This window comes from Bacillus cereus group sp. Bce041 (assembly GCF_052646455.1).
Genome location: NZ_JBQXON010000001.1, coordinates 54,403 through 71,089, shown reverse-complemented (window position 1 = coordinate 71,089; position 16,687 = coordinate 54,403). Strand labels below are relative to the sequence as shown.

Sequence of the window (16,687 nt, the reverse complement as noted above, 5' to 3'; positions counted from 1 at the left end):
CAATAAAAAATGCAGTACATAGAAAGGGTAAGACATATGAGAATATTATTTGTTGGGGATGTAGTAGGATCTCCTGGTAGAGGTATGATTCAACAATACGTACCGGCATTAAAGAAAAAATATACACCTACAGTAACAATCATTAATGGAGAAAACGCAGCAGGTGGCCGTGGGATTACAGAAAAAATATATCGAAACTTTTTAGAATGTGGGGCGCAAGCAGTTACACTTGGAAACCACGCTTGGGATAATCGTGAAGTATTTGAATTCATCGATGATGCAAAATATCTTGCAAGACCAGCTAACTTCCCAGAAGGAACTCCAGGAAAAGGACTTATCTTTGTGAACTGTAATGGAACAGAAGTTGCAGTTATTAACTTACAAGGACGTACTTTCCTTCCTCCGATTGATTGTCCATTCCGTAAAGTGGATGAATTAATTAATATTGCGAAAAAACGTACGAATATTATCTTTGTTGACTTCCATGCGGAAACTACAAGTGAAAAACAAGCGCTAGGTTGGTATGTAGATGGACGTGCTACAGCAGTAGTAGGTACGCATACGCATGTCCCTACAGCAGATAACCGTATTTTACCAAGCGGAACGGCATACATTACAGATGTTGGAATGACAGGGCCGTATGATGGAATATTAGGTATGGATAGAGAAGCAGTATTGAAGAAGTTTTTAACAAACTTACCAGTACGATTTGAAGTAACAAATGGTAGAACGCAATTAAGTGCAGTGTTAATTGATGTGGATCCAAATACAGGAAAAGCAAAGAAAATTGAACGTATTTTAATTAATGACGATCAACCATTTTTTGAGTAAATTCCCGTTAAATTTTAGATAAGTTATTATATTTTAATTTTTTAGAAAAATTACGAAAATTTAGCAGGAATACGCGCCATTCCTCGTGAATATAAGTTAAAGTGAAATAATTGCTAATACTTTTTAAAGAAACGAGGAGGAAACGCGGAATGGAAATATTAAAAGTTAAAGCAACGTCGGTCCCTAATTCTGTAGCTGGTGCACTTGCAGGTGTTATTCGCGAACGCGGAACAGCAGAAATTCAAGCTATTGGTGCAGGTGCATTGAACCAAGCGGTAAAGGCAGTAGCAATCGCAAGAGGATTTGTAGCGCCTAGTGGTTTGGACCTGATTTGTATCCCAGCGTTTACAGATATTATGATTGATGGCGAAGAGCGTACAGCAATAAAATTAATTGTAGAACCTCGTTAAGTTTTAAACAACCTGTTTGCAGTATGCAAACAGGTTGTTTTTATAATGGAGGAATGAAAATGAAAATTTTTGATGCTCATTGTGACGTGCTTCTTCAGTTATGGAGTGCACAAGGGAAAAGGAATTTTAACGATGATTCACAATTACATATTACATTTGAACAGTTAAAGAGAAGAAAAGGAAGTATACAATGTTTTGCTATATATGTACCAGAAACAGTGGCATATGAAAACCGATTTGAAGCAGCATTACAAATGGTAGATATTTTTTATAATGAAATTTTATCCCTACCAGGTGTAAAGTTTATTCAGACAAAAGATGATATTAACATGTTAAAACAGGACGAGGTTGGAGCGATATTAACACTAGAAGGATGCGAAGCAATTGGAAAAGAAGCAATGAAATTACGGTTGTTGTATCGCCTAGGAGTACGTTCTTTTGGACTAACATGGAATTATGCCAATCTCTTAGCTGATGGTGCGCTAGAGACACGTGGGGCGGGTTTAACGAATTTTGGTAAACAGGTTGTACAAGAACTGAATGCGCTACATGTATGGACTGATGTGTCTCATCTGAATGAAAGAAGTTTTTGGGATGTTATAGAGATTGCAAAAAATCCTATTGCTTCCCACTCAAATTGTATGAAACTTTGCGAGCACCCACGTAATTTAAACGATGAACAACTTAAAGCTCTTATAAAGAAAAATGGCATGATCGGTGTCACTTTTGTACCGCAGTTTCTAACGAATGAAAATGAAGCAAATATAACAGATATAGTAAGACATATCGAATATATTTGTTCATTAGGTGGAGAGTACAATATAGGATTTGGTTCAGATTTTGATGGGATTTTAGAAACAGTTGTAAATGTATCAGTTTATCGAGATTATGAAAATGTAATGAATGAGCTTTGTAAACACTATGCTGCATCTACTGTAGAACGATTTTTATATGATAATTTTGTAGAACATATGAGTTTTTAAGTTTTGGTTTAAAATTCAGAAAAATTAAAATTAATTCATTTGATTTTATTGCTTTTTTTAAGACCTAATACTAGAATGAAAAACAAAATAGCTTTATACTAAAGATTCAGGGAAATCAGAAGAGGCATAATTTGCGTCCGTTGTAGTTTATTTGCATAAAAAATGCTAAACTATTACTGTAAAAAAATACACTACAATGAATGCAGCCAAAAGGGGTGTAGGAGATGATTAGTCAACTTTCATGGAAAGTTGGAGGCCAACAAGGTGAAGGAATTGAAAGTACAGGAGAAATCTTCTGTATTGCATTAAACCGATTAGGATATTACCTATACGGTTACCGCCACTTCTCATCACGTATAAAAGGCGGCCATACAAATAATAAAATTCGTGTAAGTACAACAGAAGTACGAGCGATCTCAGATGATTTAGATATTTTAATTGCTTTTGACCAAGAAACAATTGATTTTAATTTCCACGAACTACGTCCAGGTGGAATTGTAGTTGCGGATGCGAAATTTAATCCAACAATACCTGACAATACAGATGTAAATCTATATGTGATACCGTTTACAGATATTGCTTCAGAATTAGGCACATCATTAATGAAAAACATGGTTGCTGTTGGAGCGTCAAGTGCAGTATTAGGATTAGATGAAACAGCTTATTTAGATGTTGTTGAAGAAATCTTTGGTCGTAAAGGAGAGCAAGTCGTTCAAAAGAATATGGACGCAATTAAACGTGGCTCTCAATATATGAAAGAATTACTAGGTGAGAAAGTAAACATGATGCAGCTTGAAAAAGCTGATGGTAAAAAACGCATGTTTATGATTGGGAACGATGCAATCGCATTTGGTGCGGTAGCTGGTGGTGCTCGTTTTATGTCAGCATACCCAATCACACCTGCATCAGAAATTATGGAATACTTAATTAAAAAATTACCGAAAGTTGGCGGAACAGTAATCCAAACTGAGGATGAAATCGCAGCTTGTACAATGGCAATCGGTGCAAACTATGCTGGTGTTCGTACATTAACGGCATCTGCTGGTCCAGGTCTTTCATTAATGATGGAAGCAATCGGTTTAGCAGGTATTACAGAAACTCCATTAGTAATTGTTGATACACAACGTGGCGGCCCAAGTACAGGATTACCAACTAAGCAAGAACAGTCTGACTTAATGGCGATGATTTACGGTACGCATGGTGAAATTCCAAAAATCGTAATGGCGCCAAGTACAGTTGAAGAAGCTTTCTATGACATTGTAGAAGCATTTAACTTATCTGAAGAATATCAAGTTCCTGTTATTTTCTTAACAGATTTACAGCTTTCTTTAGGAAAACAAACAGTAGAACCACTTAAATTAGATAAAGTGGAAATTCGTCGTGGTAAGCTTGATTTAGAAGTAGAATTACCAGAACGTGAAAATAAAGCATACTTCAAGCGTTATGAAGTAACAGAAGACGGCGTTTCACCACGTGTTTTACCTGGTATGAAAAATGGTGTTCACCATGTTACAGGTGTAGAACATGATGAAACTGGAAAACCATCGGAATCAGCAATAAACCGTAAAGATCAAATGGACAAACGTTTCCGTAAAATGGAGAACTTGAAGTTTAATACCCCTGTTTATAAAAATGTTAAGCATGAAGAAGCAGACGTATTGCTTGTTGGATTTAACTCAACTCGTGGTGCGATCGAAGAGGCAATGACGCGTTTAGAACAAGAGGGTATGAAAGTAAACCATGCTCATGTGCGTTTAATTCACCCGTTCCCAACAGCTGAAATCGATCCACTTGTGAAAAAGGCGAAGCGTGTTGTAGTAGTAGAAAACAATGCAACAGGTCAGCTTGCTAACATTATGAAAATGAATCTTGGTAATGGTGAGAAAATTTCTAGTCTTTTAAAATATGATGGAAACCCATTCTTGCCGAAAGAGATTTACAACGAATGCAAAAAAGGGGTTGTATTAAATGGCAACATTTAAGGACTTTCGTAACAGTGTAAAGCCAAACTGGTGCCCAGGTTGCGGAGACTTCTCAGTGCAAGCTGCAATTCAACGTGCGGCAGCTAACGTTGGCCTAAATCCAGATGAACTTGCTGTTATTTCTGGTATCGGCTGTTCAGGCCGTATTTCAGGTTATATTAATTCATATGGTGTGCATAGTATTCATGGTCGTGCCCTTCCAATTGCGCAAGGTGTGAAAATGGCAAATCGTGATTTAACAGTTATCGCTTCAGGTGGTGACGGTGATGGATTTGCGATTGGTATGGGTCATACAATCCATTCTATTCGTCGTAATATCGACATTACGTACATCGTAATGGATAACCAAATTTACGGATTAACAAAAGGGCAAACTTCACCACGTAGTGAAGCTGGATTTAAAACGAAAAGCACACCACAAGGTTCAATTGAACCATCACTAAATGTAATGGAAATGGCCTTAACAGCTGGTGCGACATTTGTGGCGCAAAGCTTTTCGAGTGATTTAAAAGAATTAACACAAATTATTGAAGCTGGTATTAACCATAAAGGATTTTCATTAATTAACGTATTTAGCCCATGTGTTACTTACAATAAAGTAAATACTTACGATTGGTTTAAAGAGAATTTAACGAAACTAAGTACAGTAGAGGGATATGATCCATCTAATCGCATGATGGCTATGCAAACTTTAATGGAAAATAACGGTTTAGTAACAGGGTTAATTTATCAAAATACTAAGCAACCATCATATCAAGAACTTGTTAAAGGCTATAGTGAAGAGCCTTTAGTGAAATCTGATTTAAATATGGATCAGAAAATGTTTGATGAGCTTGTTGCTGAATTTATGTAATGTAAGAAGAGGAGGTTGCCGATTTGGTAACCTTTTTTTATGTACAAAAATATAGGGTAGTCTTATTTACTTAGAAAATTCAGAATGATAAAATAATATATAAATCGTTGTATGAAAATGGCAAGTTCATTGCTTATGAAATGTAAGATAATAAAGGGCCTCTTTATTGTTAAAATTGGCGAAATACATCATACTATGGTAATGTTTATAGGGATAAAGCAATATGCTTTTTGGTAGGACAACAAGAAATGATAAAAAGGGAATGTCTATTTGCGTGGGGAAGACTTCATTCTTATGAATGATTAGATTGATTACTCAAGTTTCAAAGGACAAGTTATCTCTCAAGCTATCTAACCATTTTTGAGGTGAGTCTAGGCGCATTAAAATGGACTATAGAGTATGTATAGTTAAGGGTGAAAGGAGATTACCGATGAACGAGCAACAACGATTAGCAAGTCAACAAGCAAATTCCTCTACGAAAAAAGAAGAGAAAGATTATAGTAAATACTTTGAAAGTGTATATCAACCACCTTCCTTAAAGGATGCGAAAAATCGCGGGAAAGAAGAAGTTAAAATTGAACGGGATTTTGGCTTACCTGAAGAGTTTCGCAATTTTGGTACAGGAAGAAAGTTCTATATTCGTACATATGGTTGTCAAATGAATGAGCATGATACGGAAGTAATGGCAGGCATTTTCACCGCACTTGGATATGAACCAACTTTTTCAACTGAGGATGCAGATGTAGTTTTATTAAACACTTGTGCAATTCGTGAAAATGCTGAAAATAAGGTGTTTGGTGAGCTAGGCCATTTAAAGTCACTCAAACGAAGAAATCCAGACCTTTTAATTGGTGTATGTGGTTGTATGTCTCAAGAGGAATCTGTTGTAAATAAAATTATGCAAAAAAATCAGCATGTAGATATGGTATTTGGAACGCATAATATTCATAGATTACCGTACATTCTAAAAGATGCGATGTTCTCGAAAGAGACGGTAGTTGAAGTATGGTCAAAAGAAGGTGACGTAATTGAAAACCTTCCGAAAGTACGTCGTGGTGATATTAAAGCTTGGGTAAATATTATGTATGGCTGTGATAAATTCTGTACGTATTGTATTGTACCGTATACACGCGGAAAAGAGCGAAGTAGACGTCCAGAAGATATTATCCAAGAGATTCGTCATTTAGCTGCAAATGGTTATAAAGAAATTACTTTACTTGGTCAAAACGTAAATGCATATGGTAAAGACTTTGAAGATATAGAATACGGTCTTGGCGATTTAATGGACGAACTTCGTAAAGTTGATATTGCCCGTATTCGTTTTACAACGAGCCATCCACGTGATTTCGATGATCACTTAATTGAAGTGCTTGGCAAAGGTGGCAACCTAGTAGAACATATCCATTTACCAGTTCAATCTGGAAGTACGGATATGCTGAAAATTATGGCACGTAAATATTCGCGTGAGCATTATTTAGAACTTGTAAGAAAAATTAAAGAAGCAATTCCAGATGCAGTATTAACAACAGATATTATCGTTGGTTTTCCAAATGAAACAGATGAGCAATTTGAAGAAACGATGTCGTTATATCGTGAAGTAGGGTTTGATACTGCCTTTACATTCATTTACTCTCCTCGCGAAGGTACACCAGCTGCAAAAATGAAAGATAATGTACCGATGGAAGTAAAGAAAGAACGTCTTCAACGCTTAAATACACTAGTAAATACGTTGGCAATTGAAAAGAATAGTCGTTACAAAGGTCAAATTGTAGAAGTGTTAGTTGATGGGGAAAGTAAAAATAATCCGGAAGTACTTGCAGGTTATACTCGTACGAATAAACTTGTAAACTTCGTCGCTTCAAAATCTTTAATTGGTCAGCTTGTGAAAGTAAAAATAACGGAAGCAAAAACTTGGTCTCTTAACGGGGAATTAGTTGAAGAGCCGATTGAGGTGAAATAATAGATGAAAGTATATTCGAAAGATGACATTGTTGAACAAGCGAAAGAATTAGCAAAAATGATTTCTGAAACAGAAGAAGTTGATTTTTTTAAGAAAGCAGAGGCGCAAATTCATAAAAATGAAAATGTAAAGCGCGCAATCGATGAAATTAAAGCACTGCAAAAACAAGCAGTAAACTTGCAACATTACGGGAAATGGGAAGCTTTAAAAAAGGTAGAAGCTGAAATTGATGCATTGCAAGATAAGTTAGACAGTATTCCAGTCGTACAACAATTTAAATCTTCACAAACATACGTAAATGACTTATTACAGTTAGTTGCTAGTACAATTTCTAACAACGTAACAGATGAAATATTAATTTCAACTGGTGGCGATGTACTAAAGGGTGAAACTGGCGCAGCAGTAGAAAGTAAAAAAGGAAATTGTGGTTGTTAAAGAGATGTCATATTGACATCTCTTTTTTTGTGGATTAAACGTAAGGTCTTCTCAAAAAAAAGAATGACACATTCCGCTATTGTCACGCATATGATTAAGTGAATAGTGATTGAGGAGGGTTACGAATGTCCGAATTTAGAGAGATTATTACAAAAGCAGTGGTTGGAAAAGGACGTAAGTATACAAAGTCAACGCATACATGTGAATCGAATAATGAGCCAACAAGTATTTTAGGGTGCTGGGTAATTAACCACTCGTACGAAGCAAGAAAGAATGGAAAACATGTGGAAATTGAAGGTTTCTATGATGTGAACACTTGGTATTCATTTGATGGAAATACAAAGACTGAAGTTGTAACAGAACGTGTGAACTACACGGACGAAGTAAGTATTGGTTATCGTGATAAAAACTTTTCTGGTGACGATTTAGAAATTATTGCTCGTGTTATTCAGCCGCCAAATTGTTTAGAAGCACTTGTATCACCAAATGGTAATAAAATTGTTGTAACTGTAGAACGTGAATTTGTAACAGAAGTAGTTGGGGAAACGAAAATTTGTGTAAGTGTAAATCCTGAAGGCTGCGTAGAATCAGATGATGATTTCCAAATTGCTGATGATGAATTTGAAGAATTAGATCCGAACTTTATCGTTGATGCAGAAGAAGAGTAATAGAAAGCTAGGGAGAAGTTCTTCCTAGCTTTTTACTTTACATAAGTGGCGCTGAATGAACATGATTCTTTATGAAATATGTTATAATGAAGAAAGACTCCTGAAATAGGAGATAAGAGTGTCCGTGAAATGCGACATATATGAAAATAGATTATCATGTAAGAATTATGGAGGAAAAGTATGACTCAATATACGCCTATGATACAGCAATATTTAAAGGTTAAGGCAGATTATCAAGATGCCTTTTTATTTTTTCGCTTAGGCGATTTTTATGAAATGTTCTTTGAGGATGCTGTTAAAGCAGCCCATGAACTTGAAATTACATTAACGAGCCGAGATGGTGGTAGTAGTGAACGTATACCAATGTGCGGTGTACCATATCATGCGGCTAAAAACTATATTGAACAACTTGTTGAAAAAGGATATAAAGTAGCTGTTTGTGAGCAAGTAGAAGATCCGAAAACAGCTAAAGGTGTAGTACGTCGTGAAGTAGTACAATTAATTACGCCAGGAACGATGATGGAAGGGCGTACAATTGATGAGAAAGAAAACAACTTCTTAGCCGCATTAACACATTTTGAAGATGGATCATATGCATTAGCTTGTAACGACTTAACGACTGGACAAAATACAGTAACGTTACTGACTGGTTCAGTAGAAGATATTTTATTAGAAGTGTATGCAACTGGTTCGAAAGAAATTGTTGTTGATTCTTCATTTTCTAAAGATGAACTAAACAAGTTAACTGAAACATTGAAAATGACGATTTCGTATGAAGATGCAACGGCAATTCCGGAAGGATTAGAACATCTTGTGAAAAATGTTTCACAAGCAAAATTAATTAAAGCAGTTGGACGTTTATTTAACTATGTAATAAGAACGCAAAAACGTTCTTTAGATCATTTGCAACCAGTAGAAATTTATTATACGAATCAATTTATGAAAATTGATGTACATTCAAAGCGAAACTTAGAACTGACAGAAACACTTCGGACGAAAGAAAAAACAGGATCACTATTATGGTTATTGGACAAGACGAAAACAGCTATGGGTGGTCGTATGTTAAAACAGTGGATGGAACGTCCACTTATACAGAAAGAAAGAATTGAAGAGCGTTTAGAAATGGTTGAAACGTTTGTAAATGATTACTTCTTACGTGAAGATTTAAAAGAAAAGTTAAAAGAAGTATATGATTTAGAACGCTTAGCAGGAAAAGTTGCATTTGGTAACGTAAATGCAAGAGACTTATTACAATTAAGACGTTCATTACTTCAAGTGCCAGCTATTTTAGAAGCAATTAGTTTGTTAGATAACGCTTATGCATCGAGATTAATTCAAGGTGCAGATCCATGTGAAAGCTTAACAGAATTACTAGGAAGAAGTATTCAAGAAAACCCACCGCTTTCAATTAAAGATGGAGATATTATTAAAGATGGTTATAATGACAAGCTTGATCAATATCGTTACGTGAGTAAAAACGGGAAAACGTGGATTGCTGAGCTTGAAAAAAGAGAACGTGATATTACTGGAATTAAATCGTTAAAAATCGGATACAACCGTATTTTCGGTTACTACATTGAAGTAACGAAAGCGAATCTTGCAGCACTTCCAGAAGGTCGCTATGAACGTAAACAGACGCTTGCTAATGCTGAACGTTTCATTACAGATGAACTGAAAGAAAAAGAAACGTTAATCTTAGAAGCTGAAGAAAAAATTGTACAGCTAGAATACGATTTATTTACAGAACTTCGTGAAGAAGTAAAAGTATTTATTCCGAAATTACAACATTTAGCGAAAGTAATTAGTGAATTAGACGTACTGCAAAGTTTTGCGACAGTTAGTGAAGAAGAACAGTTTGTAAAACCTGTACTGACAACGAAGCGCGAAATCTTTATTAAAGATGGTCGTCATCCTGTCGTTGAAAAAGTATTGAACGGGAAATTGTATGTACCGAATGATTGTATTATGCCAGAGAATATGGATGTCTTTTTAATTACAGGGCCGAACATGTCTGGTAAAAGTACGTATATGAGACAATTAGCACTTGTAACGGTTATGTCGCAAATCGGTTGTTTCGTACCAGCAACAGAAGCAGTATTACCTGTATTTGATCAAATCTTTACGAGAATTGGTGCAGCGGATGATTTAATATCAGGTCAAAGTACATTTATGGTCGAAATGTTAGAAGCGAAAAATGCAATTGCAAACGCATCAGAAAGAAGTTTAATTTTATTCGATGAAATTGGACGCGGTACATCTACCTATGATGGTATGGCACTTGCACAAGCAATTATTGAACATATTCATGACCAAATTGGTGCAAAAACGTTATTCTCTACGCATTATCACGAGTTAACGGTGTTAGAAGAGAGTTTAGATCAACTGAAAAATGTACACGTTTCAGCAATTGAAGAGAATGGAAAAGTAGTATTCCTTCATAAAATTCAAGACGGGGCAGCAGATAAAAGTTACGGAATTCACGTTGCGCAACTTGCAGAGCTTCCAGATAGCTTAATCGCCCGCGCGAAAGAAGTGTTAGCACAGCTAGAAGGACAGGAAGAAATTATTATTCCAAAACGAGTAGAAGTGAAAGTACAAGAAGCTGCTCCAGAACCTGTAGTTGTAAAAGAGGAAATAGCAGAAATACAGGAAACGAAAGTAGAGACTGAAGAAGAATCGCAACTATCTTTCTTTGGAGGAGAACAGTCTTCGAAGAAACAAGACAAACCTCTGCTAGATCAAAAAGAAACAGCAGTATTGGCGCAAATTAAAAAAATCGATTTACTTGATATGACACCTTTAGAAGCGATGAACGAATTGTATCGCTTACAGAAAAAGTTAAAGAAAGGATGAGTAAGTAGATGGGGAAAATTCGCAAACTCGATGACCAACTCTCTAACTTAATTGCGGCAGGGGAAGTAGTAGAGCGCCCTGCTTCAGTCGTAAAAGAACTTGTGGAAAATTCTATCGATGCGAATAGTACATCTATTGAAATCCACTTAGAAGAAGCTGGGTTATCGAAAATTCGTATCATTGATAACGGTGATGGTATTGCAGAAGAAGACTGTATCGTCGCTTTTGAACGCCATGCGACGAGTAAAATTAAAGATGAAAACGATCTGTTTCGCATAAGAACACTCGGTTTCCGCGGTGAGGCATTGCCGAGTATTGCCTCTGTTAGTGAATTAGAATTAATTACTAGCACAGGTGATGCGCCTGGTACACACCTCATAATTAAAGGTGGAGACATTATAAAACAAGAGAAAACTGCGAGCCGAAAAGGAACAGATATTACAGTACAAAACTTATTCTTTAATACTCCAGCGCGTCTTAAATATATGAAAACCATTCATACGGAGCTCGGGAATATTACAGATATCGTGTATCGTATTGCAATGTCACATCCAGAAGTATCGTTAAAACTGTTTCATAATGAAAAGAAATTGCTTCATACATCAGGTAACGGTGATGTAAGACAAGTACTTGCATCGATTTACAGTATTCAAGTTGCGAAGAAGCTTGTTCCAATTGAAGCTGAATCTTTAGACTTTACAATTAAAGGCTATGTAACATTACCAGAAGTAACGAGAGCATCTCGTAATTATATGTCAACGATCGTAAATGGTCGTTACGTTCGAAACTTTGTACTAATGAAAGCAATTCAGCAAGGCTACCATACATTACTGCCAGTTGGCCGGTATCCAATTGGCTTCTTATCGATTGAAATGGATCCAATGCTAGTTGACGTTAACGTACATCCAGCGAAGTTAGAGGTTCGTTTTAGTAAAGAACAAGAATTGCTAAAGCTGATCGAAGAAACATTGCAAGCTGCATTTAAAAAAATACAGCTCATTCCAGATGCAGGCGTAACAACGAAGAAAAAAGAAAAAGACGAAAGTGTGCAAGAACAGTTCCAGTTTGAGCATGCGAAGCCGAAAGAACCATCTATGCCGGACATTGTTTTACCAACTGGCATGGATGCAAAACAAGAAGAACCGCAGGCTGTGAAACAACCACCACAACTGTGGCAACCGCCGAAACAAGAATGGCAACCACCACAGTCGCTCATAAGAGAAGAACAAAGTTGGCAACCATTCACTAAACCGATAATCGAAGAACCAATTCAAGAAGAGAAATCGTGGGACAGTAATGAAGAGGATTTTGAACTAGAGGAATTAGAAGAAGAAGTTCGGGAAATAAAAGAGATTGAAATGAACGGGAATGACTTACCACCGCTTTATCCAATTGGACAAATGCATGGAACATATATTTTCGCTCAAAATGATAAAGGCTTATATATGATTGACCAGCATGCCGCGCAGGAACGTATTAATTATGAATACTTCCGTGATAAAGTAGGAAGGGTAGCGCAAGAAGTACAAGAGTTACTTGTACCGTACCGTATTGATCTATCTCTTACTGAATTTTTACGTGTCGAAGAACAGTTAGAAGAACTAAAAAAAGTTGGGCTATTTTTAGAACAATTCGGCCATCAATCCTTTATCGTCCGCTCGCATCCAACATGGTTCCCGAAAGGACAAGAAACAGAAATTATCGATGAAATGATGGAGCAAGTTGTCAAACTAAAAAAAGTGGATATTAAAAAGTTACGTGAAGAAGCAGCCATCATGATGAGCTGTAAAGCATCCATTAAAGCGAATCAATATTTAACGAACGATCAAATATTTGCCTTACTGGAAGAATTACGTACAACAACAAACCCATACACATGCCCACACGGAAGACCGATTCTTGTGCATCATTCTACTTATGAGTTGGAGAAGATGTTTAAGAGGGTTATGTAGAGTGAATAAATTATATTTCAAAAGGGAGCAACATTTACTGTTGCTCCCTTTTCATATGTAGATTTAATAGTTAAACGAGAATATGGTGGAGTAATTTTACCGCTTATTTCTTGGTTGTGTTAGCTTAAATTTATCTATGTATAAAAAAGCGCTGTATACAGCACTTTTTAAAATGTGCATGAATTGTATCATTACTAACTAAATAACTATGCATGGTTGAATATTGCTTCTTATTTAGCTAATTGTTATAAAGATCTATACAATTACTTATTTTTATTATTATTAATTTTTTCAGTGTATAGAACTTGCTCTTTATAGTGCTTCTTAATTGGGAAGTTATGTGTACCTGTGCCGTTCTTGAATTTTTTATCAATGGGGTTCTTTAGAGGAACTGTTGTAGTTTCAGTAAATTCATATGGGTAATTTATTTTAGATTTATCTTCAAACATGAAAATGCCTCCTTTTAGGATCTCCTAAATTCTTTACTATAACATGATATGCATATAGATATTTTTTGGACTAGTTATTTATATAGGTTAATGGAATTTAATTACATAACTACTGAAACATTTTAAAGGAAAACAATTTGAGAAAGAAATGCTATGAATAGCTGTTGGCTCCTATTGTTGTTTTTTTTTGTTTGACAGCACAGTTAATTATGTATATAAATTCAATATAGATTGTTTTTATAATATGGTTTATATGGGGTTTTCTTGATAATATAATGTGGAATATTATAGTGTTATTAGGTTATTAGGAACATTTAATGCTGTTTCATAACTGAAAGGTAATTGAAAAAAAACTGAAACTTTTCTCATAAAAATTCAATCTAACTTGAAAAATGAAAGGAAAATGAAATTTTCCAAAAGATATTCTTTGTTAAGATAAAAAGCATACATACAAAAAGTATTGACATATCTTAAAAATGTATTTTCAAGATATAGTGGGGGAAAAGATGAGATTAGAAAAACAATTAATAAAAAAGATGTATTATGAAACATTCCTAATGGAGAATGAAACAAAACCAACTCTTGACGTACTTGGACAAGCTTATGTAAACGAAGAAAAAAATGAGATTTCTGATGGGTCTTATATTCGTTTTGCACAAGGTGAATTTTATTATCGTCATCAAGATTTTGAAGCAGCTATTTTTAAATGGGAGAAGGTTAGTAATGAATTAGCACCATGGGCACAAAAAAATATTGCGGATGCTTATTTCGAACTGAATCAGTTATCATTTGCTGAAAATATTTATACTTCTATTACTACTGATAATAAAATATTGATGACCGAAATTAGACTACAATTACTTTCTCTTTACATTGAGCAAAATAATTTTGACTCAGCTTTCGGTGTTATTAAAGAAGCAGTTTCTTTAAATCCTGATTATCCGAATGTCACAAAAATTGCCCGTTCCTTTTATGAGGAACAGCAAGATTTTGATAGTGCAGTAGAGCTTGCTGTGAATGAGTTAATTCGCATAGAATCGTATCCTTGGTTTGAGGTGTTAAAAGGATATATCGATAAAGGGTTTACTAAACATATTTCACCAGACTATTTTTATGATGCATTAGCTACATTAAATAATGTAGATCAAGTACAATTTACGCAAATGGTTTCATCACTCTGGAACAGTTATAAAAATGAAAAAAATTACTTATTGTGGCTTAACACAATAAATGAATTTTTCTTACATATTGAAATACATTCGTCCGATATATGGAACAAAGTTTCTGCTCTTTACGAAGAAACGTACTTTGCATTAATTCAAGGTCAATATACGCTTAGACAATTAAACGATATCATACCAAATCTGTTAGCAAATTGGTTAAAGGTAGTCAATCCATCTTATGCTGTATTTCCATCTGCAGCTGTATTGGCATGGGATGAGATTTTCCCTTCCAAAATAGATTCAGCAAATATAGAACATGCGAAAAACTTACTGTCACATTCTATTAATCATGTAAATGGCTTAGAGTACAGCTTACACCTTTTTGAATCTATTACACAGTGGGCACAAAAGCAGAATATAGAAATAGGTCACCGATTTAAATGGTTAGTTGACGAGCTCGCAGATTTAAGAACAAATCGTATTTTAGTAACGGGAACTTCAGGGAACGGAAAAACTACATTTATTAACTCTATATTAGGAGAAAATATATTAGAAAAATCAATTTCAAATGTAGTAGTTTTAAAAAATGATGCTCATATAGAAATAAACGCTATAACAGACTCAGCAATTACAACAACGGAAGATGTCTCTGATTACCATAATATGATGTCTCAGCACCATCAAACATATAGAGATAGAGCGTGTGTTGAATTTAAATTACCATGCAGATTTTTAAATGAAAATAAACTTACATTTGTAGTGACACCTGGCTTTAATAGGAATAACGACACTAGAGATGAGATATTCGAATATTTAAATTCTGTAGACGAATTACTGTTCGTATTGAATGCGGATTCACCTTTTACTGATAAAGAACGTGACATTCTATTAAGTATTCAAGAACATACGCCAAATTTACAAATTCATTTCTTATTAAATAAAATCGATAACATTTACAGTGAAGCAGAAGTGAAAAGGGTATTACATGATACGGCAACGAGAATAAACACATATTTCCCGTATGCGAGAATTTTCCCTTATTCCTCGTTATATACAAGTAGTCAACAATTAAATGATTTAACTGAGTTTATTCATTTTAACTTTAATCATAAAAATATCGATGCAGAACGTACTGAAAAGTTATTATTTTTCATTCGAAAAACAATTACATATCTTTTGGATAAACGTGTTGAGAAAGAAAATAATCTGGTGGATGCTATTAATTGGAATGAAGATATGCTAGTGAAACTAAACGGTAGCATTAATAACCTTACTACATTTGAGAGGGAAAAAATTCATTTCATTACACAATCATATCGTTCAATGAAGACTGAAATTACAAATGATCTTACTGAAAATATTCCGAAGATATTAAAGAGCTGTTCTAATTTAATTAGTGAAGAAAGTGATTTCGGGCACATGGATACGGAACTAAATAAAGCAATGAATGAAAGAGTGCATAAATATTTAGAACAAACTGTGTTACCTAATCTGGCTCTTTCTATGCAAAATTGGATTGCAACTTCTAATAATGAGCTTCTTCAAAGTCAAACGTATTTAGAAGAACTTAGTGAAGGGCTTAATTCACTATTTGGAGAAAATAGAATACAGTTAGAATGTGACTTTAAAGTGCTTGATGACTGGCGCAGAGATACTGACAGGATGACGACTAGAATACAAATGGATGAAGTAAATATTTTACGTCGATTTACGCCAGCACAATTTTTACTGAAAAGTGCCGGTAAATTGTTTGGAGTTCTTCCTAAAAATAAATCTATGCTATATAACAAATACAAACAGTATGTAGAAAATGAAGATTATACTGAAGTAACGGCTTCTATTATGAAGAAATTTTTCTTGCAATTTGAGCTGTTTGAAAACACACAAGAGCGAGATATTAATATATTCTTTAGGAATCCATTTAACTCTTTAAAGCAAGCTGTAGAAAACACGCATTTAGAAATACAAGAAAAACAAGAGATATTACATAAGATGAAATCAAATCCTGAAATCTATCATGATTCTATCATGCTCTTTGAATTGAGATTGCGTCAATGTGAAGTAATTTTAAATATAGGTAATGATAATACCTATACGGATGTAGCTTTAGAAACAAGCGTAGAATAAAAGTAAAAGGGAGCAACTGTA

Annotated in this window: 12 protein-coding genes; 11 read left to right on the top strand and 1 reads right to left on the bottom strand. The window is 34.8% G+C overall.

All coding sequences use genetic code 11. The features are described from left to right. Nucleotides 1-36 precede the first annotated feature (36 nt). The 10 genes from ACUN13_RS00325 to mutL all read left to right on the top strand — a co-directional run bounded on the left by ACUN13_RS00325 (nucleotide 37) and on the right by mutL (nucleotide 12,927). Nucleotides 37-831, top strand: a complete 795-nt coding sequence (locus ACUN13_RS00325) for a TIGR00282 family metallophosphoesterase (protein WP_001221095.1) — start codon at nucleotides 37-39, stop codon at nucleotides 829-831. 149 nt (nucleotides 832-980) lie between these two features. Further along, the gene (gene spoVS / locus ACUN13_RS00320) at nucleotides 981-1,241 is read left to right on the top strand and encodes a stage V sporulation protein SpoVS (RefSeq protein WP_000404341.1); all 261 of its coding nucleotides are present in this window, start codon (nucleotides 981-983) and stop codon (nucleotides 1,239-1,241) included. Nucleotides 1,242-1,300: 59 nt separating this feature from the next. Then, nucleotides 1,301-2,224 carry a dipeptidase gene (locus ACUN13_RS00315; protein ID WP_000688045.1) on the top strand — a complete coding sequence of 308 codons (924 nt, stop codon included), beginning with the start codon at nucleotides 1,301-1,303 and terminating at the stop codon, nucleotides 2,222-2,224. Between the two features lie 224 nt (nucleotides 2,225-2,448). Continuing rightward, entirely contained in the window at nucleotides 2,449-4,206 is a 1,758-nt protein-coding gene (locus ACUN13_RS00310) for a 2-oxoacid:acceptor oxidoreductase subunit alpha (RefSeq protein ID WP_000625418.1), read from the top strand. Further along, nucleotides 4,193-5,059 carry a 2-oxoacid:ferredoxin oxidoreductase subunit beta gene (locus tag ACUN13_RS00305; protein WP_000190155.1) on the top strand — a complete coding sequence of 289 codons (867 nt, stop codon included), beginning with the start codon at nucleotides 4,193-4,195 and terminating at the stop codon, nucleotides 5,057-5,059. The genes ACUN13_RS00310 and ACUN13_RS00305 overlap by 14 nt, the downstream gene beginning before the upstream one ends. A gap of 430 nt (nucleotides 5,060-5,489) precedes the next feature. Further along, on the top strand, nucleotides 5,490-7,019 hold the full coding sequence (gene miaB, locus ACUN13_RS00300; protein WP_001005394.1) for a tRNA (N6-isopentenyl adenosine(37)-C2)-methylthiotransferase MiaB: 1,530 nt from the start codon (nucleotides 5,490-5,492) through the stop codon (nucleotides 7,017-7,019). Nucleotides 7,020-7,022: 3 nt separating this feature from the next. Continuing rightward, nucleotides 7,023-7,454, top strand: coding sequence for a RicAFT regulatory complex protein RicA family protein (locus ACUN13_RS00295; protein ID WP_000870461.1), 432 nt, complete (start codon nucleotides 7,023-7,025; stop codon nucleotides 7,452-7,454). Between the two features lie 125 nt (nucleotides 7,455-7,579). Beyond that, nucleotides 7,580-8,122: an outer spore coat protein CotE gene (gene cotE / locus ACUN13_RS00290; protein ID WP_001288799.1), complete on the top strand. Its 543-nt coding sequence runs from the start codon at nucleotides 7,580-7,582 to the stop codon at nucleotides 8,120-8,122. 180 nt (nucleotides 8,123-8,302) lie between these two features. Next, nucleotides 8,303-10,975, top strand: a complete 2,673-nt coding sequence (gene mutS / locus ACUN13_RS00285) for a DNA mismatch repair protein MutS (RefSeq protein ID WP_048538894.1) — start codon at nucleotides 8,303-8,305, stop codon at nucleotides 10,973-10,975. Nucleotides 10,976-10,983: 8 nt separating this feature from the next. After that, nucleotides 10,984-12,927, top strand: a complete 1,944-nt coding sequence (mutL, locus tag ACUN13_RS00280) for a DNA mismatch repair endonuclease MutL (RefSeq protein ID WP_409531760.1) — start codon at nucleotides 10,984-10,986, stop codon at nucleotides 12,925-12,927. 263 nt (nucleotides 12,928-13,190) lie between these two features. Here the strand turns inward: mutL and ACUN13_RS00275 are convergent, their stop codons facing one another. Next, entirely contained in the window at nucleotides 13,191-13,376 is a 186-nt protein-coding gene (locus ACUN13_RS00275; RefSeq protein WP_000461138.1) for a hypothetical protein, read from the bottom strand. A gap of 506 nt (nucleotides 13,377-13,882) precedes the next feature. Between ACUN13_RS00275 and ACUN13_RS00270 the strand changes: the two genes are divergently transcribed. Beyond that, on the top strand, nucleotides 13,883-16,666 hold the full coding sequence (locus tag ACUN13_RS00270) for a dynamin family protein (RefSeq protein WP_438906218.1): 2,784 nt from the start codon (nucleotides 13,883-13,885) through the stop codon (nucleotides 16,664-16,666). Nucleotides 16,667-16,687 lie beyond the last annotated feature (21 nt).

What these genes read in the sequence shown, in the direction of transcription:
- ACUN13_RS00325 (WP_001221095.1), top strand. Translation starts at nt 37, where the DNA reads ATGAGAATATTATTTGTTGGGGATGTAGTAGGATCTCCTGGTAGAGGT.
- spoVS (WP_000404341.1), top strand. Translation starts at nt 981, where the DNA reads ATGGAAATATTAAAAGTTAAAGCAACGTCGGTCCCTAATTCTGTAGCT.
- ACUN13_RS00315 (WP_000688045.1), top strand. Translation starts at nt 1,301, where the DNA reads ATGAAAATTTTTGATGCTCATTGTGACGTGCTTCTTCAGTTATGGAGT.
- ACUN13_RS00310 (WP_000625418.1), top strand. Translation starts at nt 2,449, where the DNA reads ATGATTAGTCAACTTTCATGGAAAGTTGGAGGCCAACAAGGTGAAGGA.
- ACUN13_RS00305 (WP_000190155.1), top strand. Translation starts at nt 4,193, where the DNA reads ATGGCAACATTTAAGGACTTTCGTAACAGTGTAAAGCCAAACTGGTGC.
- miaB (WP_001005394.1), top strand. Translation starts at nt 5,490, where the DNA reads ATGAACGAGCAACAACGATTAGCAAGTCAACAAGCAAATTCCTCTACG.
- ACUN13_RS00295 (WP_000870461.1), top strand. Translation starts at nt 7,023, where the DNA reads ATGAAAGTATATTCGAAAGATGACATTGTTGAACAAGCGAAAGAATTA.
- cotE (WP_001288799.1), top strand. Translation starts at nt 7,580, where the DNA reads ATGTCCGAATTTAGAGAGATTATTACAAAAGCAGTGGTTGGAAAAGGA.
- mutS (WP_048538894.1), top strand. Translation starts at nt 8,303, where the DNA reads ATGACTCAATATACGCCTATGATACAGCAATATTTAAAGGTTAAGGCA.
- mutL (WP_409531760.1), top strand. Translation starts at nt 10,984, where the DNA reads ATGGGGAAAATTCGCAAACTCGATGACCAACTCTCTAACTTAATTGCG.
- ACUN13_RS00275 (WP_000461138.1), bottom strand. Translation starts at nt 13,376, where the DNA reads ATGTTTGAAGATAAATCTAAAATAAATTACCCATATGAATTTACTGAA.
- ACUN13_RS00270 (WP_438906218.1), top strand. Translation starts at nt 13,883, where the DNA reads ATGAGATTAGAAAAACAATTAATAAAAAAGATGTATTATGAAACATTC.